Genomic DNA, 20,250 nt, shown 5'->3' on the forward strand with positions numbered 1-20,250 from the left:
GTGTGTCCAAATAGTTACCTCAATGTCTGAGGTGGTTTCGGTCTCCCCGTCTGACCTGGGTGATTGGTCATAATGTGGACGTAGGGGGCATTATGTCCCTGGGTGAACGATGATGATCTTGCGGATCGGCACCAAACGACCGAAGCGAGTGCTTCGCGCCCATTGATACGCTATCCACCGCACGCGCACCTCGAAGTTTCTAGGTGCGCGGCTCCTCTCCTCCCAGGCGAGTCCGGCGGACAGTCTTCACATCTCCCCACACTCCCACCGTTTTCTCTATCTGGTGGACCACGTGGTCTCAACCGATTTTCCGGTCCGGAGCGGTCCAACCCCTGGGTTCAACAGCCGTTCGAGGCGGTGACACGAAAGGTTGCGAGGGTCCGTGTCGACACGAGCGACGAAAAGCGGGGCCGGCGCGCAGAGCGAGGCCGCGCAGGCCGACAGCGCCGATGCCAAGCCCCGGCGCAGAGCCAATTGGTGGCGGCCACGTAACTGGCGGGTGCGCTCCCGACTGGTGGCCCTCATCGTCATTCCCACCGCCGTGGCGCTCGCGCTCGGTGGTCTGAGGGTTTACGAGGCCTCGGTCTCGACCGTCACCCACGCGCACATCGAGGACAGAGCCGAGGTCGGCGTCCTCATCGTGGAGTTGGCCAACCAACTGGGCCGTGAGCGCACGGCCAGCGCGGTCTACATCTCCGACAGTGCGGACCCGAGCAATCGTTCGGACTCCCTCCGTCAGGAACTGGACGAAGAGCGGGACTCCTCCCGCGACCTCCAGAGCACACTGACCGCTCGCCTGGACGACATGGGCGAGATGGACGGGGACCTGGCCCAAGGCCGGCTCTCCACGATGCGCAGTCAGCTCGCCACTCTCGAAGCCCTGCGCACCGAGGTGGACGAGACCCGCATCACGGTCCTTCCGGTGGTCACCAAGTACCGCACCATCGTCCGGTCCCTCGCGGACTTCAACCAGACGATCGCGGACGAGACCAACGACACCGACCTGCGAGAGAGCGTCCGCGCCCTCACCGCGCTGTCGAACGCGCGAGACCAGCTCTCCTACGAGACGGCGCTCATGGGTCACTCCCTGGCGCGGAACTCGATGACCGGCGGTATCTCCGAGGCCATCGACTCCAGCCGGGCCCGCTACGAGAACGAGATCTCCAACTTCGTTCAGGCGGCCAACCCGAACCAGCGCGCGATCTTCGACGAGAACTTCACCGGTCTGGAGGTCAGCCAGGTCTCCACCATGCGCATGCGCGTCATGTACCGCGCCGAGCGCGGGGACGACCTCACCGGTGTGACCGCCAACGACGGTCCCGAGGACTACAAGGCCATCGCCGACGTCGCCCTGGAACGTCTCCAGCTGGTCGAGACCGGCCTTGCCGAGGGCATCGCCGAGGACGCCAACGACCTGCGCGGCACAGCCCTGCTGCGTACGATCATGGACCTCGTCATCGTCGCCGGCGTGCTCCTGGCCGTCTTCATCCTGACCTCGCTGGTGGTCCGCTCCCTGGTGCGCCCACTGCGCATCCTGGAGGACGGCGCCCGTCGAGTCGCCGAACGCGACCTGCCGGACGCGATCAACCGGATGCAGGAGGCCGGAGCGGTCCCCGACACCGTCAAGGTGACGCCCATCGAGGTCGACACCCACGACGAGATCGGCGAGGTGGCCCGTGCCTTCGACGACGTTCACCGCGTCGCCCTGACACTGGCCTCCGACGAGGCCGCGCTGCGCAGCAACGTCAACGCGATGTTCGTCAACCTCTCGCGTCGAAGCCAGACCCTGGTGGAACGGCAGCTGCGTCTGATCGACGGTCTGGAGCAGTCCGAACAGGACTCCGACCGCCTGTCCGACCTCTTCCAGCTGGACCACCTCGCGACGCGTATGCGTCGTAACAACGAGAACCTCCTGGTTCTGTCCGGCCAGGACAACACCCGTAAGTGGGCTCAGCCCGTCCCGCTGGTCGACGTCCTCCGTGGCGCCGTCTCCGAGGTCGAGCAGTACGAGCGCGTCAACGTGCGCGCCCCTTCCCACATCTCGGTCCTGGGCCGTCCGGTCAACGACGTCATCCACCTCGTCGCCGAGCTGGTGGAGAACGCCACCGCGTTCTCCCCGCACGACACCGAGGTGCTCGTCAGCGCCAAGAACCTGGACAGCGGAGCCGTCCAGGTCGACGTCACCGACAGCGGCATCGGCATGGCGCCCGAGGACCTGGCGGGGGTCAACGCCCGACTGGCGGCCCCGCCGGTCATCGACGTCGCGGTCTCGCGCCGCATGGGTCTGTTCGTGGTCTCGCGCCTGGCGCACCGCCACGGCATCAAGATGAGCCTGAAGGAGGCGCACGGCGGCGGCACCACCGCGGTCGTGACCTTCCCGCCGGACCTCCTCATCACCCCGGTCGACGGTCAGCACGCCCTGGGCGGCCCCGACGCCCGTCCCGAGCTCTCCGCGGGAACGCCCGACACCTTCGCCGACGCCCAGGCGGCCTTCGCGGCCACCCCGGCGGCGCAGGAGCCCGGCGACCCCTGGGAGAACCAGGACGGCGCGGGTCTCTCCCCGGGCGAGCTGGGTGGCCTGCCCAAGCGCACGCCCGGCGCGGGTACCCGCGACGAGGAGCACCCGCCGAGCGGACAGGACCTGTGGAACACCGACAAGAGCGGTGACACCGGTTCGGTCTGGGAAGCACCCAAGCGGGCCGAGGGGATCTCCCCCACCAACGGCGCCTTCGGCGACAACGTCGGCTCCGTGGTGGACCCCTACGACACGCCGGAAGAGGACGAGCCGAAGCCGGAACAGACCGGTCGCAGCCTCTTCGACCCGGCGCCGCGCAACACCGACACCGGATCGTTCTCCGCACCGGACACCGGTGCCTTCCGTCGACCGAGTGCCGACACCGGCGCCTTCCGTCGGCCCACCGAGGCCGAGCGGCGGGAGACCGACTCCTACGACGCGTTCGGTGGCCGTACCGAGGCCGCTCCCACGGACACCGGGACCCACCGCACGAGTGCGTTCGACACCGGCTCCGGCCGGGGCGCGGGTCGGTACGACGAGGCCAGCACCGAGTCGTTCCCCGCGGTCTCCGCCTGGGATCCCGCGCCGGCCGGTCCGGAGCAGTCGCAGCAGCCGGCCCAGGCCGACCCCAACGAGACCGGTGGTCGCCGCAGCGGTATCGGTGACAGCCGTGAGGGTTACGGCTCCACCGCCTACCTCTCGCGCCGCTATGGTGGGGCTCAGGGACCGAACAACACCGTTGTTCCCCCCACGCCCGCCGGTGAAGGCTCCGACTCGCTGCCGATCTTCGACGCGATCGAGTCCAACTGGTTCAAGCGTCGCAGTGGTGGACCCACCGTGGACGCCACCGAGACCGGTCCGATCCCGCAGGTCCCGCCTGCGGAGGGCCGTCCCACGGCCGGCGAGGTCGCTCCGCGCGCCGAACAGGCCCCGCGGGCCGAACCGGCCCAGGGTCCCGACCAGGACTGGAACTCCGCCGCGGACCGTGGTTGGAAGGCCGCGCGTACCGCCGCCGAGCCGCTCGCGGGTGGTCTGACCACCTCGGGCTTGCCAAAACGAGTTCCCAAGGCAAACCTTGTCCCAGGGACCGCACCCAAGCCGGAGAACTTCAAGCAGATGCCCACACGAAGCGCGGACCGAGTCCGCAACCGCTTCACGGGCCTGCAGAAGGGCGTCCGGGACGGGCGTACCCGACTTGGCGACAATCCGGCGGAGGAGTGACTCACGTGGCCAGTGGTGGGACGGGGTCCCTCTTATTCCGGGAAGCAGGATGCAATAGCATCTATCGAGCTTCTCGGACGCACCACACCCGTCACTTGACGAGAACACAACACCAGACTCCCGGCTTCCCCCACGGGAGGGGCCGGGCAGTTCGCAGAGGCAGTGCTGTCACATGCCGTGCCGGCGGTAGCAGTGCCAAAAGACCAGCCGGCGAACTTGGACAGGAGATCAGATGAGTCGACAGGTCAATGAACTCAACTGGTTGATCACTGACTTTGCCGACCGGGTACCCGATGTCGCCCACGCGATCGTCGTCTCCTCGGACGGCCTTCCGTTGGCGTCATCCTCGGGCTTCCCCACCGACAGGGCGGACCAGCTGGCGGCCATCGCCTCCGGCCTGTCCAGCCTGACGCAGGGAGCGTCCCGGGTGTTCGAGGGTGGAGCGGTCGCCCAGACCGTCGTGGAGATGGAGCGGGGGCTGATGCTCATCATGGCCATCAGCGACGGCTCCTGCCTCGCGGTCCTCGCGGCGGCCGAGAGCGACCTCGGTCTGGTCGCGTACGAGATGACCCTGCTCGTAGAGCGGGCCGGGAGGGCGCTGACACCAACGGCGCGTACCTCGGGAATCCACTGATCCACCACCGACAGGAGGAAGTGGTGGCACCTCACAGTAGAGATGCCGGGAGCGCCTCGTGGTTCGGTCAACAGCCGGGCCATCCCCCCACGGGAGGGATGCCGGCCGTGCCGGGCGGCGGAGATGTTCCTCGACCAATCCAACAACCGTATGACCAACGACCCGCGTCGAGCAGCGCGCCCAGTTCGCTGGTGCGTCCGTACGCGGTCACCAAGGGCCGTACCAAGCCGAAGTCTCAGCTTCCACTGGAAGCGCTGATCTCGGCCACGGAGGCGGCCCGGAACGAGTCGGGCATGCTGACGCCTGAATGGCAGGCGATCAGTGACCTGTGCCGGGAATGGCGTTCCGTCGCGGAGATCTCCGCGTTGTTGCGGATGCCTCTCGGCGTGGCGCGGGTGCTTGTGGCGGACATGTCCGAGCAGGGACTGGTCCAGATCAGGTCTTCGCTCAACAACGAAGCTCGCCCCAACACCAACCTGCTTGAAAGGGTGCTCAGTGGACTTCGCAAGCTCTAGCCCAGCCGAGGAAGGCGGTGCTGGGGGGAACGCGATGACGTCGGTCAAGATCGTCGTCGCCGGGGGCTTCGGTGTCGGGAAGACGACATTCGTCGGCTCTGTCTCCGAGATCGTGCCGCTGACGACCGAGGCGGTCATGACCAGCGCCAGCGTCGGTGTGGACGACCTCGCCAAGACGCCGGACAAGCAGACCACCACCGTCGCCATGGACTTCGGTCGTGTATCCCTCGACTCGGACCTGATCCTGTACCTGTTCGGCACCCCCGGACAGCACCGGTTCTGGTTCATGTGGGACGACCTGGTCAAGGGCGCCATCGGTGCCGTCGTGCTGGTGGACACCCGCCGGCTGGCGGACTGCTTCCCCGCGATCGACTACTTCGAGGAGGCGCGTTTGCCCTTCATCGTCGCGATCAACGGGTTCGACGGCTACTACCCCCACGCCGCGGACGAGGTCCGGGACGCGCTCACGCTCAGCCCGGAGATCCCCATCGTCCAGGTGGACGCCCGTGACAAGGGCTCCACGAAGTCGACGCTCATCACCCTCGTCGAGCACGCCATCACGGTGGGGGACCCCGAGGGCGCCGCAGGGCAACAGCCCACCTCCACCGGGGGTCAGAACTCCTGGCGGTGACCGGAACCTCCCGGGCCGGGGTCCCGCACGAGCACGGCCCGGTTCCCGTCTGACGGGAACCGGGCGTCCGTGCCGGCATCATGGCCGGATGAGCTCTTCCTCCGACGCCGCCGCGATGACCCGACGGTTCCGTGAGGTCGCCGAGCGGGTGCTCGACGCGTTGCTGGAGGACGCGCCCGAATGGGCGTTGGACCTCGGCGACGTCCGTGGCGCCCACCGGTTGACCGATCACACGGTCGAGGCCGACACGCGCCGTGTGGCGACCCTCACCGACGCACTCGGTTCCCTCGACGAGATCGACCAGGACCTGTTGCCGACCGAGGACTCGGTCGACCTGGAGGTCCTGCGTTCACGCGTATCGGCCGATCTCTGGCACACCACCGAACTGCGGCCGCACACCTGGGATCCCCTGACCTACGCGCCGGGCGAGGCCCTGCACGTCCTCCTCGAACGCGACTCCCTGCCGTTGCCGGAGCGCCTGGAGGCCTTGGCCGCCCGCTGCGCGGCCCTTCCCGACCACCTGGCCACCGCCCGTGAGCGACTCTCGGAGGGGCCGGGTATCCCGCGTGCGCACGCGGAGACCGCGTTGGCCCAATTGGCCGGCGCCCGCACGCTGCTCACCGACACACTTCCGGTACTCGCCGCGACCGCGTCCGCCCCGCCCTCCCGGTTGGAGGGATCCCGTGAGGCGGCTCTGGCGGCCGTGGACGAGTACACCTCGTGGCTGCGGGCGGAGAACGAGTTCGCCACCGCCGATCCCCGTCTGGGGGAGCGGGTCTTCGCCGCTCGGCTCTGGTACACCCTGGACTCCGAACTCTCACCCGAGGCCCTGCGCGTGCGCGCCGAGAGCGACCTCATCGCCACGGAGGAGGAATTGGCGGAGGTCGCCGCCGAGTACGAGGGCCGCCCCCGACATCGGGGGCAGGCGACCGAGGTCCTGGCCGCCCTGGCCCGGGAGAACGCCACCGACGCGGACACGGTCCGACCCATCGCCGAACGGGCCCTGGCGCACCTGAACGAGCGGGTGCGCGAACTCGACCTGGTCACCGTGCACGACGACCCGGTGCGGGTGGTGCCGATGCCCGAGTCACGCCGTGGGGTGGCCGTGGCCTACTGCGAGCCGCCCGGCCCGTTGGACCCCCGCATGGCCGAACTGCCCACCCTGGTCGCGGTCGCCCCGCCGCCCGCGGACTGGCCCCGCGAACAGCGGGAGTCGTTCTTCCGCGAGTACAACGGGATGCTGCTGCGCAACCTGATGGCCCATGAGGCGCTGCCGGGGCACGCCCTCCAGCTGGCCCACGCCGCCCGCCACGATGGTTCCACCCGGGTGGGACGGGTCCTGTGGAGCGGCACCTTCGTCGAGGGGTGGGCGGTGCACGCCGAGTCGGTCCTGGCCGGGCACGGTTGGACCGATGGAACCGACGAGGCCTCCCGCAGGGAGAACCTGGCGCTGCGCCTGGTCCAGCTCAAGATGCGACTGCGCATGATCCTCAACGCCATCCTGGACGTTCGAGTGCACACCAAGGACATCACCGAGGCCGAGGCGATCGCCCTGATGGTCGAGCGCGGCCACCAGGAGGAGGGTGAGGCCCGCGGCAAGTGGCGCCGGGCCGAACTCACCAGCGCGCAGCTGTCCACCTACTACGTCGGTCAGGCGGAGGTCGCCGACATCGCCCACGACCTGAAGATCGCCCGGCCCGGGGCGTCGGAGCGAGAACGCCACGACGCGATGCTCTCCCACGGGGCCCCGCCCCCGCGTCACCTGCGAGCCCTACTGGGGCTCTGAGCGGCGGGTTCGTTCACCGCGCGGTCATCGGAGCGCCCGTGGCCCACGACACGGGCGCTCCACCACGCTTCTATGCTGGGACGAGACGCAAGAAAACGGTCATCGAGGGGACGGACGAGTCATGCGCGGCGCCGACGACGAGCCCGACAACGCGACCCCGACGGGGGTGGGGACCGGCGTCCCCGACGGTCGGGAACGGCTCTGGACCCCGCACCGCATGGCCTACATCAAGGGCGAGGGCAAGCCCACCGGCCCGCGGGCCGAGGACGGTTGCCCGTTCTGTCGGGCCCCCGAGGTGACCGACGTCGAGGGCCTGGTCGTGGCGCGCGGCGAGACCGCCTACGTGGTCCTCAACATCTACCCCTACACCAGCGGCCACCTGCTGGTCTGCCCCTACCGTCACGTCTCCGACTACACCGCGTTGGACGAGACCGAGACGGCCGAGATCGCCTCCCTCACGCAGGCGGGCATCCGAGCGCTCACCGACTCCCACCGACCGCAGGGCTTCAACGTCGGCCTGAACCTCGGTACGGTGGCCGGAGCCGGGATCGCCGCCCATCTCCACCAGCACGTCGTGCCCCGATGGGGTGGCGACACCAACTTCATGCAGGTGATCGGCGACACCGGGATCCTGCCCGAGATGTTGGAGCAGACCCGGACCCGCCTGACCGAGCACTGGCCGCGAGGGTGAGCCCGATCGGTCCCGGGCCCGAGCCGTGAGATCGCCGTCCCGGTGACGCGCCACCCCCAGCGGACAGCGGCTCCCACCCCCATGACCGTTCCCGTCCTACGATCACAAGAAGACATGCTGAGAATCCTTCGCCCCATGATCTCCCGGGTCACCGCTCCGCTCGGCCGGAGCCTGGCCCGGATCGGCCTGACCCCCAACATCGTCACGATCGTCGGCGCCGCGGGTGTCGTCATCAGCGCCCTCTACTTCTATCCCCGCGGCCAGCTCTACGCGGGGTCGGTGGTCATCACCGTCTTCGCGCTCTTCGACATGCTCGACGGGGCGGTGGCCCGGGCCAGGGACAGTGCCAGCGCCTTCGGGGCCTTCCTGGACTCCAGCCTCGACCGGATCGCCGACGCCGCCATCCTGGCCGGACTCATGTGGTGGTTCGTCGGTGAGGGCGACGACCCGCTGCTCGCGGGACTCACGCTGTTCTGCCTGATCAGCGGGTTCATGGTGTCCTACATCAAGGCGCGCGCGGAGGGTCTGGGCGTCAACTGCGACGTCGGTGTCGCCGAACGCACCGAACGGCTGGTCATCATCCTGATCGCGGTCGGCGTGAGCGCGCTCGGGGTGCCCTACATCCTCGCCGGCGGCCTGTGGCTCCTGGCCGGGATGAGCCTCATCACCATCCTCCAACGGCTCATCGAGACGCGCGCCCGTCTCAACGACCCCGACTTCGCCCAAGAGCAGGGTGAGGACGCCGACCACAAGACCGACAACGACGTCTGAGCCACACGGCCGGGCACCGTAACGACGAAGAAGCAGCGGGACGAGGAAGCGCGACGTGGACGAACGCATGGCCGACCTGGCCTACGCGGCCGGGTGGTCACTGGTCCGCCGCTCACCGGAGAGCGTGGGGCGGGCGGTGTTCCGCCGGATCGCCGACCGCTCCTGGCGCACCCACGACGGCGGCACCAGGGGACTGGAACGCAACCTGCGCCGGCTGATGGGCCCCGATGCCCCCACCGTCCGGCTCAGGGCCCTGTCCAAGGCCGGTATGCGCTCCTACATGCGCTACTACTACGAGCTCTTCCGCCTGCCCGCCATGGGGCGCGACCACATCCTCTCCCACACCCGACAGAGCGGTGTGGAGGTCCTGGAGGAGCACATCCGCTCCGGCAGGGGAGTGGTCGCCGCCCTACCGCACATGGGCAACTGGGACCACGCCGGCGCCTGGATCGCGGCCCGCGGCACCCCGCTGACCACCGTCGCCCAGCGGCTGAGTCCGGAGAGCCTCTACCGGCGCTTCACCTCCTACCGCGAGTCCCTGGGCATGGAGGTGCTGCCGCTCACCGGAGGTGGCGCCAACACCGTGGGCGTGCTCGCCCGGCGCCTGCGCGAGGGCGGCCTGGTGTGCCTGCTCGCCGACCGCGACATCCACGGAAACGGCCCGGAGGTGGACTTCTTCGGGGAGAAGGCGCGCATGCCCTCCGGTCCGGCGGCCCTGGCCCTGAACACCGGCGCCGCCCTGATGCCGGTCTCCCTCTGGTACGACGGCCCGTACTGGAACATCCGTGTGCACGAGGAGATCCCCGTCGTCGAGGCGCCCACCCGAGCCCAACGGGTACAGGAGACCACCCAGGCACTGGCCCGGGTGTTCGAGGGCGCCATCGCCGAACACCCCGAGGACTGGCACATGCTGCAGCCGGTCTTCAGCTCCGACCACGAGGCGGACCATGGGTAGGGCCACGACCGCGCCGGAGGAGTCCGTTGAGGGTGGTGGTGGGCGACGGGTGGGCATCGTCTGTCCCTACTCCTGGGACGTTCCCGGCGGGGTCCAACAGCACGTGGGCGACCTCGCCGAGGCGCTCATCGGGATGGGCCACCACGTGTCCGTCCTGGCCCCCGTGGGCGACCCCGAACACCCGACCCCGGCCCACCTCGTCTCGGCGGGGCGTCCCGTGCCCGTTCGCTACAACGGCTCGGTGGCCCGCGTCCGCTTCGGCCCCCGGGCCTCCACGCTTGTGCGCCGTTGGATCGCCGAGGGGGACTTCGACCTCGTGCACGTCCACGAACCGGCCGCGCCCAGCCTCTCCCTGCTGGCCTGTTGGTCGACGGACGGTCCCATCGTCGCCACCTTCCACACCTCCAACCCGCGCTCCCGGGCGATGTCGGCCACCTCCACCGCCCTGCGTTCGGCCATGGAGAAGGTCAACGCGCGCATCGCCGTGTCCGAGGCCGCGCGACGCACCCTCGTCGAACACGTGGGCGGTGACGCCGTACTGATCCCCAACGGGGTGTCGGTGCGTCGTTTCGCGCACGCCGACCCGCTCCCCGGATGGCCCGGCGAGGGCGGCTCCATCGGTTTCCTCGGCCGCCTGGACGAACCCCGCAAGGGCTTGGGCGTGCTGCTGGAGGCCTTCACCCGCCTGGCCCCGCACCGGCCGGGTCTTCGGCTGCTCGTCGCAGGACCGGGTCACCCCGACCTGTCCGGTGTCCCCGACGATCTGCGCGAACGTGTGGTCCTGCTCGGTCGACTCGACGACGCCGACAAGGTCCGCGCCTACCATTGCGCCGACGTCTTCTGCGCGCCCAACCTGGGCGGGGAGAGCTTCGGCATCGTCCTCACCGAGGCGATGGCAGCGGGCGCCGCCATCGTCGCCAGCGACATCCCGGCCTTCGACGCGGTCCTGAACGGAGGCGAGGCCGGGGAGCTCTTCCGGGCCGGCGACGCCGAACACCTGGCCGAACGTGCCGCCGCCCTGCTCGACGCCCCCGACCGGCGCGCGGAACTCTCCCGGGCGGCCCGCGCCGCCGTGCGCGCCTATGACTGGGACGCCGTCGCCGCCGACATCGCCCACGTGTACGAGACGGTCCTGGCCGGAAACAGGCCCCTGACCGCCGTCTCGTACCGCCGGGGTGAGCGGCCCTGATCGGTGACGCCTCCTTCGTGGGCACGGTGGCCGCCGTCCTGCTGGTCCTGGTACTGGCCGGCTTCTACCTGTCCTGGCGGGCCACCCGGTTGGACCGGCTCCACCATCGCGTGGAGACCGCGCGAGCGGCGCTGGACGCCGCCCTGCTGCGCCGGGCCGCGGCCGTCCTCGACCTCGCCGCCTCCGGTCACCTGACCTCCGAGGCGTCGATCGGGCTCGCCGAGGCCGCCAACCGGGCACGCCGCGCCGACGACCACCGTGAGCTGGCCGAGAGCGCGCTGTCGGCGACCCTGCGCGAAACCCTGGACACACGCACCGACATCACCACCGCCCCGGAGCTCCAGGAGGTGCGGGTCGCCGCGCGCGGGGTCCACCTCGCCCGCGTCTTCCACAACGACGCGGTCGGCGACACCCGTCGCGCACGACGTTCCCGCCTGGTCCGGCTCCTGCGTCTGGCCGGCACCGCCGCCCTGCCCGAGTTCTTCGAGATGGACGACCAGACGCCCGGAGCCGCCGCCCCGGGGCCCCGCTGAACCCGTCGTGTTCCACCGTGGAGTGCACGATTCGCGACAATCGACCATCTGGCCAAAAGTCCCGAAAGGGGCCTGACTAGGATGGTGGCCTGGTCGACCCAGGGTGCGCGGCGCCGACGGTGTCCGCGTGACCTTCGCGCGTGCGCCGGTGAGCCGCGGGCCCAGGGTGCACCGAGGCCCGCACGTAGGGGCCGAGCCCCTAACCGGAAAACGACAACGGGAGCCCATCACCGTGGCCGAGAACGCAACGAACAACGCCGAGAACGCCGTCGGCACCCAGCGCGTCAAGCGCGGGATGGCCGAGCAGCTCAAGAACGGCGTCATCATGGACGTCGTCACCCCCGAGCAGGCGAGGATCGCGGAGGACGCCGGTGCCGTGGCGGTCATGGCCCTGGAACGCGTCCCCGCCGACATCCGCAGGGACGGCGGCGTGGCCCGCATGTCCGACCCCGACATGATCGACGGCATCGTCGAGGCGGTCTCCATCCCCGTGATGGCCAAGGTCCGCATCGGCCACTTCGTCGAGGCCCAGGTGCTGGAGTCCCTCGGCGTGGACTTCGTCGACGAGTCCGAGGTCCTCACCCCCGCCGACGAGGCCCACCACATCGACAAGTGGGCGTTCACCGTCCCCTTCGTGTGCGGTGCGACCAATCTCGGCGAGGCCCTGCGCCGCATCTCCGAGGGCGCCGCGATGATCCGTTCCAAGGGCGAGGCCGGTACCGGCAACGTCGTCGAGGCCACCCGCCACATGCGCTCCATCAGGGGCGAGATCAAGCGCCTGGGCACCTTGGACGAGGCCGAGCTGTTCGGCGCCGCCAAGGAGCTGCGCGCCCCCTACGAGGTGGTCAAGGAGGTCGCGCGACTCGGCAAGCTGCCGGTGCCGCTGTTCTCCGCCGGTGGTGTGGCCACCCCCGCCGACGCCGCCCTCATGCGGCAGCTGGGCGCCGAGAGCGTCTTCGTGGGCTCGGGCATCTTCAAGTCCGGTGACCCGGCCAAGCGGGCCGACGCCATCGTGCAGGCCACCCTGCACTACGAGGACCCCGCCGTGATCGCTCGTGTCTCGCGAGGCCTGGGCGAGGCCATGGTCGGCATCAACCTGGAAGAGCAGCCCGACTCACAGCGTTACGCCGGTCGAGGCTGGTAGGGACGCACCCGAGAACGAACGGGGGCGGCGGGGCCCACGGAGGCCCCGCCGCCCCCGTCGCCACTCCGGCTCCCACCGCCCCTCTCCATCGGCCGAGAAGGAACTGCACTTGAGCGCCGCACCCACCATCGGAGTCCTCGCCCTACAGGGTGACGTCGCCGAGCACATCGCCGTCCTGCGCTCCCTGGGCGTGCACGCGGTGAAGGTGCTCTCGCCCGAACGGCTGGACACCGTGGACGGGCTGATCCTGCCCGGCGGCGAGTCCACGACCATGTCCAAACTGGCACTGCGCTACGGGCTCATGGAGCCGTTGCGCGAACGCGTCGAGGCGGGCATGCCCGCCTACGGGACCTGCGCCGGCATGATCATGCTCGCCGACGAGATCCTCGGTGGTACCCACGACCAGCGAACGGTCGGCGGGATCGACATGACCGTGCGCCGCAACGCCTTCGGCCGCCAGACCGAATCGTTCGAGGCTCGCGTGCACGTGGACGGGATCGGCGAGGACCCCTTCGACGCGATCTTCATCCGCGCCCCGTGGGTGGAGAGGGTCGGGCCGGAGGTCACGATCCTCGGGAGAGTAACCGGCCCGGACGAGGCCGGTAGGATCGTCGCCGTACAAAAGGGCGGCCTGATGGCGACGTCCTTCCACCCCGAACTCACCGGCGACGCGCGCATTCACCGCCTCTTCGTCGACATCGTGAAAGGACACGCATGAGCGGCCACTCCAAGTGGGCCACCACCAAACACAAGAAAGCCGTCATCGATGCCAAGCGGAGCAAACTCTTTGCGAAGCTGATCAAGAACATCGAGGTGGCCGCGCGTACCGGTGGTGGGGACACCGAAGGGAACCCGACGCTCTACGACGCCATCCAGAAGGCGAAGAAGAACTCGGTGCCCGCCGACAACATCGAGCGCGCCCGCAAGCGCGGCTCCGGTGAGGAGGCCGGTGGCGCCGAGTGGCAGACCATCATGTACGAGGGCTACGCCCCCGGTGGTGTCGCACTGCTCGTCGAGTGTCTGACCGACAACCGCAACCGCGCCGCCTCCGAGGTGCGCGTGGCGGTCACCCGCAACGGTGGCAACATGGCCGATGCCGGTTCGGTGTCGTACCTGTTCAACCGTAAGGGTGTCGTGCTCGTGCCCAAGGAGGGCACCACCGAGGACGACGTGACCCTGGCGGTCCTGGAGGCCGGCGCCGAAGAGGTCGAGGACCTCGGTGAGTCCTTCGAGATCATCTGCGAGGCCACCGACCTGGTCCCGGTCCGCACGGCGCTGCAGGAGGCCGGCATCGACTACGACTCGGCCGACTCCAGCTTCCTGCCGACCATGGAGGTCCCGGTCGACGCCGAGACCGCCAAGAAGGTCCTGCGGGTCGTGGACGTCCTGGAGGACTCCGACGACGTGCAGAACGTCTTCACCAACGCGAACATCCCCGACGAGGTCCTGGCCGAGCTCTAGGGTTCGCCCTTCCTCCTCAGCACCTGTGGCCGCACCCCGGGGTGCGGCCACAGGTGTTCCCGCGTCGTCTCGTCAGTCGGTCAGGTTCATCACGGCGACCACCTTGGTGGGCCGCAGCCGCACCACCAGTTCGCCGGGCACACCGTTGCGGCGGCCGAACTCCTCGGCGAGTTCCGCGCCCATGTAGCGGCGGGCGATCTCCGTGGCGGTGCGGAGCAGGTCGCCGGGGTCCTCGGACACCAGGGCCTCACCCTGCACCTGGACGAACCCGAACGGAGGCTCCTCCAGGTCGACCACCAGGGTGACGCGCGGGTCCCGGGCGATGGAACGTGCCTTGGCGGTGCCTTGGCCGGTGTTGAACACCAGGGTGTCGCCCTCCAGAACGAACCACACCGGTACGACCAGGGGGCGACCGTCGGCGGAGGTGTAGGCGATCTTGCCGGTACGGGTCCCCTCGGTGAGGAACGCGCGGACCTCGGGGTCGGTGATGGAAGCCATGCCCTCACGCTAGACCGACACGCGCCCGCGCCCGCGCGCTCGACACGCCGGGTCCCGGTCGTCCCCGGGCCGAAGGGCCCGAGGCGGCGCGGCCCCTTTCGGTGACCACGCGCGCGTCGGCTCGGGTCGGGCCGGAGAACACCGCGGCCAGTGGCACCCCGAGGGCCTGGGAGATCGCCTCGGCCGGTTCCTCGGGGATCGGCGCGAGCACCGGGCGGGCGTCGGCCAGCCTCCGGGTGAGCGAGGCCTGCCGGTCCAGGTCACCGGTCGGGCCCGGAGCGATGTCCAGTGGCGCGCCCGCGCCGTCCCGGTAGTCCGTGCACCAGCGCAGGTCCCGCCCGAGCCGCTCGGGGGCGTCGGCGTGCGTCACCACCAGGGCGTCCACCCCGCCGGTCGCGGCCAACGCGTACCGGGCCGCCACCAGGTCCAGGTGCCCCACCCGGAACGCCCCCTGCCAGGGGTGGTCGCGGTTGTGCCGATCGGGCAGTCGGGCGGTGAGCACGGGGTCCTCGGTCACCAGCGGACCGGCGCCGTGCCTGGTGGTGAAGGTGCGCAGCACCCCGAGCCGGCGGGCGTCTCCCGACCGGCCCGCCTCGTCGAGCAGGGTCAGCGGGTTGGCGGTCGTGGTCGTGGACCAGGTGGTGTGCGGGTGGAAGCCGTGCCACTCGTCCAGCAGCACGCCCTGGGCCCCCTCGAACACCACCGGGGTTCGAGCCAGCAGCCGGGGCAGGTACGTCTCGTCCACCAGGCGCACTCGTTCGGCGAACGCGGCGTAGGCCTCCAGGCACTCCTCCAGGTCGAGCCCCTCCGCATCCGGGTCGGACGGTCCGAGCGCCTCGGCCAGGGCGACCAGCTTGCGGCGCAGCCGCGCGGGTGTGGCGCAGTCGCCCACGGTGGGCGCCAGGTCGGGGTGATCGAGGGCGTAGGCCATGGTCTCGCCCACACCCATCCCGCAGGATCCGTGCCGGTCCGCGCCCCGGGCCCGCTCCCGCGCCCGGTTGGCCGCCCGGTGCCACGGGGTGCTGATCAACGCCCGCCGGTCCACGGTGATCAGGGACAACGGATCCGCGATCCCGAGCGACGCCAGGTGCGCGGCCTCCATCGCCAACGCGAACGGGTCCACCACCATGAACCGGGACAGGTGGGTGGGGGCCGGACCGCCCGGGGCGAGTGTGCCCGCCCCGAACTGGGAGAACGTGTGGTGCCGTCCATCGGGGGCGACCACGTTGTGCGCCGCCTGGGCGCCCCCGTTGGCCCGCACGACCGCGCCGTAGTCACCGGTCGCGCACAGCAGGTCCACGGTCACCCCCTTCCCGGCGTCGCCGAACCCCAGGTCGACGACGATCGCGTGCGAGGTCACAGCCGGTCCACCCCCGGTCCGTCACCGGCGAGCCCGCTCACGTCCGAGTCGGAGACGACCGACCCACGGCCCCGCGACAGTGGCTGCAGCGCCTTGCCGACGGCCTCGCCGGCGTTCGACCCGGATTCGGCCAGGTCCCGAAGCCCCTCCTCCAGGTCGATGGCCTCCTCGCCCAGGCCGACGGTGACGGCGATGGTCTCGCACACCGCGTCCAGGTCCTCCAGCAGGATCAGGTTCTGACCCAGGTGCTTCTCCCAGAAGGTCCGGACCCGGTCGTCACGGAAGTGGGCGCTGCCGGTCGGCATGATGAAGAAGACCTCGAACCGGCGTCGCAGCTCGTCCAGGATGGCGGGGAAGGCGATGTTCTCGTCCAGGTCGTCGCCGATCACCTCGCGCACCTCGCGGGCCTTGACCGCGCCGTAGGCCATCTCGTCGCCGACGATGAACAGGTAGCCGCGTCGGCCGCGCTCGTCCAGGCAGTCCATGGCGGTGTGCCGGGCCATGAAGTACATGGCGAGCTCGTAGGACTCGGTCATCTGGCCTCCGCCCCCGCCCTCCAAGAGCAGGTTGCCGAGGTCGTCCTCCAGTTCGTTGCCGGACTCGAACTGGCCGACCTGCAGCGGAACCCGGTCGCACGTGGCGTCACCGACGGCGCCGAACAGGATCTGCGGGTCCTCCACGTACCCCTTGCGCAGCAGCAGACCGAACAGGTCGGGCAGCTTGGTGCGCAGCACGCGTGGAACGCTTCCCATGGAGCCGGTGACGTCGAACAGCACCGACACCGCCAGCGAGTTCGGGTGGGCGTCGGAGTCGCGGCTCTCGCGGACGGTGACCCCGTGCGGGTCGAGGGTCGGGTGCGGCTTCCAGCCGGCGCGCGCCTTCTTGGTCGCGTTGTCGTGGTAGTCGAACGCTCCGATGCCGCGCGAGTCCCGGAAGGCCTGGCGGGCGTGGTAGGCGTCGGTGGACCAGTGGCTGCTTCCCATGTCTGTCTCCGTGGATCGTGATGAGGGTGGGTGCGGGGGCGAGATTTCAGTCGGGCATGTGGAAGGGGTGGAACCGGGGTGGCCCGAAGGTCCGCTCCAGGGCCTGGTCCAGCTCGTCCAGCAGGGCGAACGCGTCGGATGGTCGCCGCTCGGGCGCCGGCAGCGAACTGCCTCGTGCGAACGCCGCCAACTGACGCGGTAACCGGCCCGCGGTCACGAACTCCACGCACCTGGTCGCCATGTACACGTCGGTGGCGGGTCGCGCGGGGCGCCGGGCGGCGACCTCGGGTGGATACACGTCCTTGCGGTGCGGCACCATCGCCGGGACATGCGGGGCGGTACGGGTCGCGTCGAAGGTCACCGAGTAGCACCAGTCCACGAGCACCAGACCGTGCTCGTCCGGGTGGATCAGCACGTGTTCGGGCACCACGGCCCCGTGCACGACGCCGGCCCGGTGGGCGTCGCCGATCGCCACCAGCAGTCGGCGCCACATCCAGGCGGCGTCGCGGGGGCCGACCCCGTCGGGGTAGGCGCGCCGCACCTCGGTCAGGTCGTAGAACCCCGACAGCCGCCGCAGGACGTTGCCGTGCCGCTCCACCCGCGTGGCCGGGTCCCGGTGTCGGAGCGTTCCGACCAGTTCGGGCCTGAAAGCGCGGTAGCGGGGCGCGCCGCGTTCGTGGATACGCCGCAGCGCGCCGGCCTCGGCCCGCACCAGGTCGTTGTCGCGGGGCGCGCGGGGAAGTTTGAGCACCGCGTCCCGCCACCGGTCCCCGTCCCGGTAGCGCACCGCGCGCAGGTCGGCGATGTCGCCCTCGGCCACGGGGCGGCCGCGGTCGACGTGGTAGGTGCGCTCCTCGGTGGTCAGCACCAGGTCGTCCAGGCCCGGACCGCCCTGGACCGCGTTCCGGTAGCGGCGCCAGGCGTCGGTGAGACGGGCGAACCCGTCGGCCGCGTCGTCCCGTCGCCGCGTGGGCGCGGTGTCGGGGTGCAGGAGCCTGGCGAGCCGGCGGTAGACGGCGGTGGCGTCCGGCGGGATCCGGCCGTCCCGGGGCGGTGCTCCGAACAGGTCGGTGGGCCCGGTGGCCATGTCGACCCCGCGCAGGGCCGAGTCGAAGTCGTCGTGCGTGCGCGATTCGCCGTCCATGTCGTCCTCCCTTCGGGGGTGTGGGTCGGGGCCGGTCATTGGGCGCCGCGGAGCAGCGGTGGGTGCAGCAGGGCGGCCTCGCCCGCCCGGTACAGGCGGGCGCGTCGTCCGCCGCCCGAGCCGCCGCGGTCGGCCAGTTCGCCGGTGTCCTCGACGAAGCCGGGTGTGGCGAGGATCTTGCGGTGGAAGTTGGCGGCGTGCAGGGTGCGCCCCCAGATCGCCTCGTACACCCCGCGCAGGGCGGTGATGGTGAAGGTCGAAGGGAGGAACGCGGTGGCCAGCGACGTGTACTCCAGCTTGGAGCGGGCCCGTTCGACGGCGTCGTCGAGGATGCGGGCGTGGTCGAAGGCCGTCTCCTCCTTCGTCGTCCAGGGCACCCACGCGGCTTCGGAGATGTCGCGTCCGGTCCCGGGATCGGGCAGGTCGGGGGCGAACACCATGTACGCCACCGAGATCACCCGCATGCGCGGGTCGCGGTCGAAGGCGCCGTAGGTCCCCAGCTGTTCCAGGTGGATCTCGGTGGGCATCGGGGTCTTCTCGGCGAGGACCCGCAGCGCGGCGTCGGGAAGGTCGAGGTCGGCCGGTCCGGCTTCGGAGTCCTGGGCACGGACGAATCCGCCGGGCAGTGCCCACAGTCCGCGTTGGGGGTGCGCGGCGCGGCGGGCCAACAGGACGTGGGGGAGGCCCTCGCGGATGGTCAGGGCGACCACGTCGACGGTCACCGCGGCGGGTGCGAAGGCGTGCGGGTCGTAGGAGGAGAGGAAACCGCGCTCGTCCCCGTCGTCGTATCGCCCATCGATCCCCTCGGACACCGTTGACCCCTCTGGTTGTTCTCAATCTGAGTAATTCTCGATTCGAGAACAACATAACCCGAGCTTCGTCCGCTGTCCAGTCCCGGGACGGTGGCGTCGACACGCCCGAAGGGCGGCGGGCGCTGTCACTCCGCGCCGCTAGCATGGTGCGAACGAACGTTCGATGAATCGATGGAAAGCAGGGTGACCACGTGCGCGTGCTGGGGATCGACCCGGGACTGACCCGCTGCGGCATCGCCGTGGTCGAGGGATCCATCGGTCGCCCACTGCGCCTGATCGCCGCCGACGCGATCCGCACCAGCCCCGACACCGACCTGCCCCAACGCCTCCTGGGCATCGAACGCGGCATCGAGGAGTGGCTCGACAAGTACGAACCCGAAGCCGCGGCCGTCGAACGCGTCTTCGCCCAGCACAACCTGAGCACCGTCATGGGCACCGCCCAGGTCAGCGGCCTCGCCCTGGTCTGCGCCGCCCGCCGCGGCCTGCCCGTCGTCACCCACACGCCCAGCGAGGCCAAGGCCGCCATCACCGGCAACGGGCGTGCCGACAAGGCGCAGGTCGGCACGATGGTGGCGCGTATCCTCGGTCTCGATGGCCCGCCCAAACCCGCCGACGCCGCCGACGCCGTGGCCCTGGCCATCTGCAACATCTGGCGCGGCGGTGCCCAGTCCCGGGCGGCCCAGGCCCAACAGGACTTCGCCCGCAAGGTGGAACTGGCCCGCCGAGCGCGCGGCCGCTGACACCGCCCCCAGGAAGGAGACGGACACCCCTCCGGGTGTCCATGACAGATGATCGCGTTCCTCACCGGCCGGGTGGCCGCACGCGGCGCGGGCAGCGCCGTCATCGACGTGGGCGGGGTCGGCATGTCCGTCCAGTGCACCCCTTCCGCCCTGTCCCGACTGCACGTGGGGGAGGAGGGCACCGTGGCCACGAGCATGGTCGTGCGCGAGGACTCCCTCACCCTGTTCGGGTTCGTCGACGACGACGAGAAGCACCTGTTCGAGCAGTTGCAGACCGCCTCGGGGGTGGGCCCCCGTCTGGCCCTGGCCATGCTCGCCGTGCACAGCCCCGACAGCCTCCGCCAGGCCGTCCACACCGAGGACACCGCCGCCCTGACCAGGGTCCCCGGCATCGGCAAGAAGGGGGCCCAACGCATCGTGCTGGAGCTGAAGGGCAAGCTGGAGGCGCCGATCAGTACCGACGGCACCCTGCCCGGCGCGGACCCCACCGCCACCGCCCGACCCAACGGCGCATGGCGGGGACAGGTGGTCTCCGGACTGGTCAACCTCGGCTGGTCCGGCAAGGACGCCGAGGCCGCCGCCTCCGCCGTCGCCGCCGAGGCCGAGACCACCAGCGACGTCACCGTCCTGTTGCGCAGCGCCCTGCGTAAACTCAGCCGCGCCTAAG

20 protein-coding genes are annotated in these 20,250 nt (G+C 70.5%); 15 read left to right on the plus strand and 5 right to left on the minus strand.

Features of this window, described 5'->3' with window-relative positions:
- Positions 1 to 499 precede the first annotated feature (499 nt).
- The 13 genes from ACWGSK_RS13430 to ACWGSK_RS13490 all read left to right on the plus strand — a co-directional run bounded on the left by ACWGSK_RS13430 (position 500) and on the right by ACWGSK_RS13490 (position 14,046).
- Positions 500 to 3,736, plus strand: coding sequence for a sensor histidine kinase (locus tag ACWGSK_RS13430; protein WP_358507625.1), 3,237 nt, complete (start codon positions 500 to 502; stop codon positions 3,734 to 3,736).
- Positions 3,737 to 3,968: 232 nt separating this feature from the next.
- On the plus strand, positions 3,969 to 4,370 hold the full coding sequence (locus tag ACWGSK_RS13435) for a roadblock/LC7 domain-containing protein (protein ID WP_067600806.1): 402 nt from the start codon (positions 3,969 to 3,971) through the stop codon (positions 4,368 to 4,370).
- A gap of 98 nt (positions 4,371 to 4,468) precedes the next feature.
- Entirely contained in the window at positions 4,469 to 4,885 is a 417-nt protein-coding gene (locus tag ACWGSK_RS13440) for a DUF742 domain-containing protein (RefSeq protein ID WP_223809137.1), read from the plus strand.
- Between the two features lie 34 nt (positions 4,886 to 4,919).
- Positions 4,920 to 5,516, plus strand: coding sequence for a GTP-binding protein (locus ACWGSK_RS13445; RefSeq protein WP_067600800.1), 597 nt, complete (start codon positions 4,920 to 4,922; stop codon positions 5,514 to 5,516).
- 88 nt (positions 5,517 to 5,604) lie between these two features.
- Positions 5,605 to 7,302, plus strand: a complete 1,698-nt coding sequence (locus tag ACWGSK_RS13450; RefSeq protein ID WP_358507468.1) for a DUF885 domain-containing protein — start codon at positions 5,605 to 5,607, stop codon at positions 7,300 to 7,302.
- Positions 7,303 to 7,423: 121 nt separating this feature from the next.
- The gene (locus ACWGSK_RS13455) at positions 7,424 to 7,993 is read left to right on the plus strand and encodes an HIT family protein (RefSeq protein WP_358507470.1); all 570 of its coding nucleotides are present in this window, start codon (positions 7,424 to 7,426) and stop codon (positions 7,991 to 7,993) included.
- Between the two features lie 135 nt (positions 7,994 to 8,128).
- Complete coding sequence (gene pgsA / locus ACWGSK_RS13460) at positions 8,129 to 8,764, plus strand: phosphatidylinositol phosphate synthase (protein WP_358507627.1); 636 nt, start codon at positions 8,129 to 8,131, stop codon at positions 8,762 to 8,764.
- A gap of 55 nt (positions 8,765 to 8,819) precedes the next feature.
- Positions 8,820 to 9,719 carry a phosphatidylinositol mannoside acyltransferase gene (locus ACWGSK_RS13465; RefSeq protein WP_358507472.1) on the plus strand — a complete coding sequence of 300 codons (900 nt, stop codon included), beginning with the start codon at positions 8,820 to 8,822 and terminating at the stop codon, positions 9,717 to 9,719.
- Positions 9,712 to 10,908, plus strand: a complete 1,197-nt coding sequence (locus ACWGSK_RS13470; RefSeq protein WP_358507474.1) for a glycosyltransferase family 4 protein — start codon at positions 9,712 to 9,714, stop codon at positions 10,906 to 10,908. The genes ACWGSK_RS13465 and ACWGSK_RS13470 overlap by 8 nt, the downstream gene beginning before the upstream one ends.
- 17 nt (positions 10,909 to 10,925) lie before the next feature.
- Positions 10,926 to 11,441 (plus strand): hypothetical protein, encoded by a 516-nt coding sequence (locus ACWGSK_RS13475; RefSeq protein WP_358507476.1) that lies wholly within the window; start codon positions 10,926 to 10,928, stop codon positions 11,439 to 11,441.
- Between the two features lie 232 nt (positions 11,442 to 11,673).
- Positions 11,674 to 12,585, plus strand: a complete 912-nt coding sequence (pdxS, locus tag ACWGSK_RS13480; RefSeq protein WP_358507478.1) for a pyridoxal 5'-phosphate synthase lyase subunit PdxS — start codon at positions 11,674 to 11,676, stop codon at positions 12,583 to 12,585.
- Between the two features lie 109 nt (positions 12,586 to 12,694).
- Positions 12,695 to 13,303: a pyridoxal 5'-phosphate synthase glutaminase subunit PdxT gene (gene pdxT / locus ACWGSK_RS13485; protein ID WP_452455936.1), complete on the plus strand. Its 609-nt coding sequence runs from the start codon at positions 12,695 to 12,697 to the stop codon at positions 13,301 to 13,303.
- A complete protein-coding gene (locus tag ACWGSK_RS13490; protein WP_358507481.1) occupies positions 13,300 to 14,046 on the plus strand; it encodes a YebC/PmpR family DNA-binding transcriptional regulator in 747 nt (248 codons plus the stop codon). The genes pdxT and ACWGSK_RS13490 overlap by 4 nt, the downstream gene beginning before the upstream one ends.
- A gap of 72 nt (positions 14,047 to 14,118) precedes the next feature.
- Here ACWGSK_RS13490 and ACWGSK_RS13495 read toward each other — a convergent pair whose 3' ends face one another.
- The 5 genes from ACWGSK_RS13495 to ACWGSK_RS13515 are packed head-to-tail and all read right to left on the minus strand — an operon-like array spanning position 14,119 to position 18,843.
- The gene (locus tag ACWGSK_RS13495; protein WP_358507483.1) at positions 14,119 to 14,544 is read right to left on the minus strand and encodes a PPOX class F420-dependent oxidoreductase; all 426 of its coding nucleotides are present in this window, start codon (positions 14,542 to 14,544) and stop codon (positions 14,119 to 14,121) included.
- Between the two features lie 4 nt (positions 14,545 to 14,548).
- Positions 14,549 to 15,904 carry an adenylosuccinate synthetase gene (locus ACWGSK_RS13500; protein WP_358507484.1) on the minus strand — a complete coding sequence of 452 codons (1,356 nt, stop codon included), beginning with the start codon at positions 15,902 to 15,904 and terminating at the stop codon, positions 14,549 to 14,551.
- The gene (locus ACWGSK_RS13505; RefSeq protein ID WP_358507486.1) at positions 15,901 to 16,887 is read right to left on the minus strand and encodes a hypothetical protein; all 987 of its coding nucleotides are present in this window, start codon (positions 16,885 to 16,887) and stop codon (positions 15,901 to 15,903) included. Before ACWGSK_RS13505 ends, ACWGSK_RS13500 begins: the two co-directional genes overlap by 4 nt.
- Positions 16,888 to 16,933: 46 nt before the next feature.
- Positions 16,934 to 18,031: a molecular chaperone DnaJ gene (locus ACWGSK_RS13510; RefSeq protein ID WP_358507487.1), complete on the minus strand. Its 1,098-nt coding sequence runs from the start codon at positions 18,029 to 18,031 to the stop codon at positions 16,934 to 16,936.
- Between the two features lie 35 nt (positions 18,032 to 18,066).
- Positions 18,067 to 18,843 carry an NUDIX hydrolase gene (locus tag ACWGSK_RS13515; protein ID WP_358507488.1) on the minus strand — a complete coding sequence of 259 codons (777 nt, stop codon included), beginning with the start codon at positions 18,841 to 18,843 and terminating at the stop codon, positions 18,067 to 18,069.
- Between the two features lie 191 nt (positions 18,844 to 19,034).
- On the opposite strand from ACWGSK_RS13515, the gene ruvC reads away from it, so the two are divergent.
- Positions 19,035 to 19,583: a crossover junction endodeoxyribonuclease RuvC gene (ruvC, locus tag ACWGSK_RS13520; RefSeq protein ID WP_358507490.1), complete on the plus strand. Its 549-nt coding sequence runs from the start codon at positions 19,035 to 19,037 to the stop codon at positions 19,581 to 19,583.
- A 48-nt stretch (positions 19,584 to 19,631) separates the two neighbouring features.
- Positions 19,632 to 20,249 (plus strand): Holliday junction branch migration protein RuvA, encoded by a 618-nt coding sequence (gene ruvA, locus ACWGSK_RS13525; protein WP_358507492.1) that lies wholly within the window; start codon positions 19,632 to 19,634, stop codon positions 20,247 to 20,249.
- The last annotated feature ends 1 nt before the right edge of the window (position 20,250 follow it).

Source organism: Nocardiopsis sp. NPDC055551 (assembly GCF_053619415.1).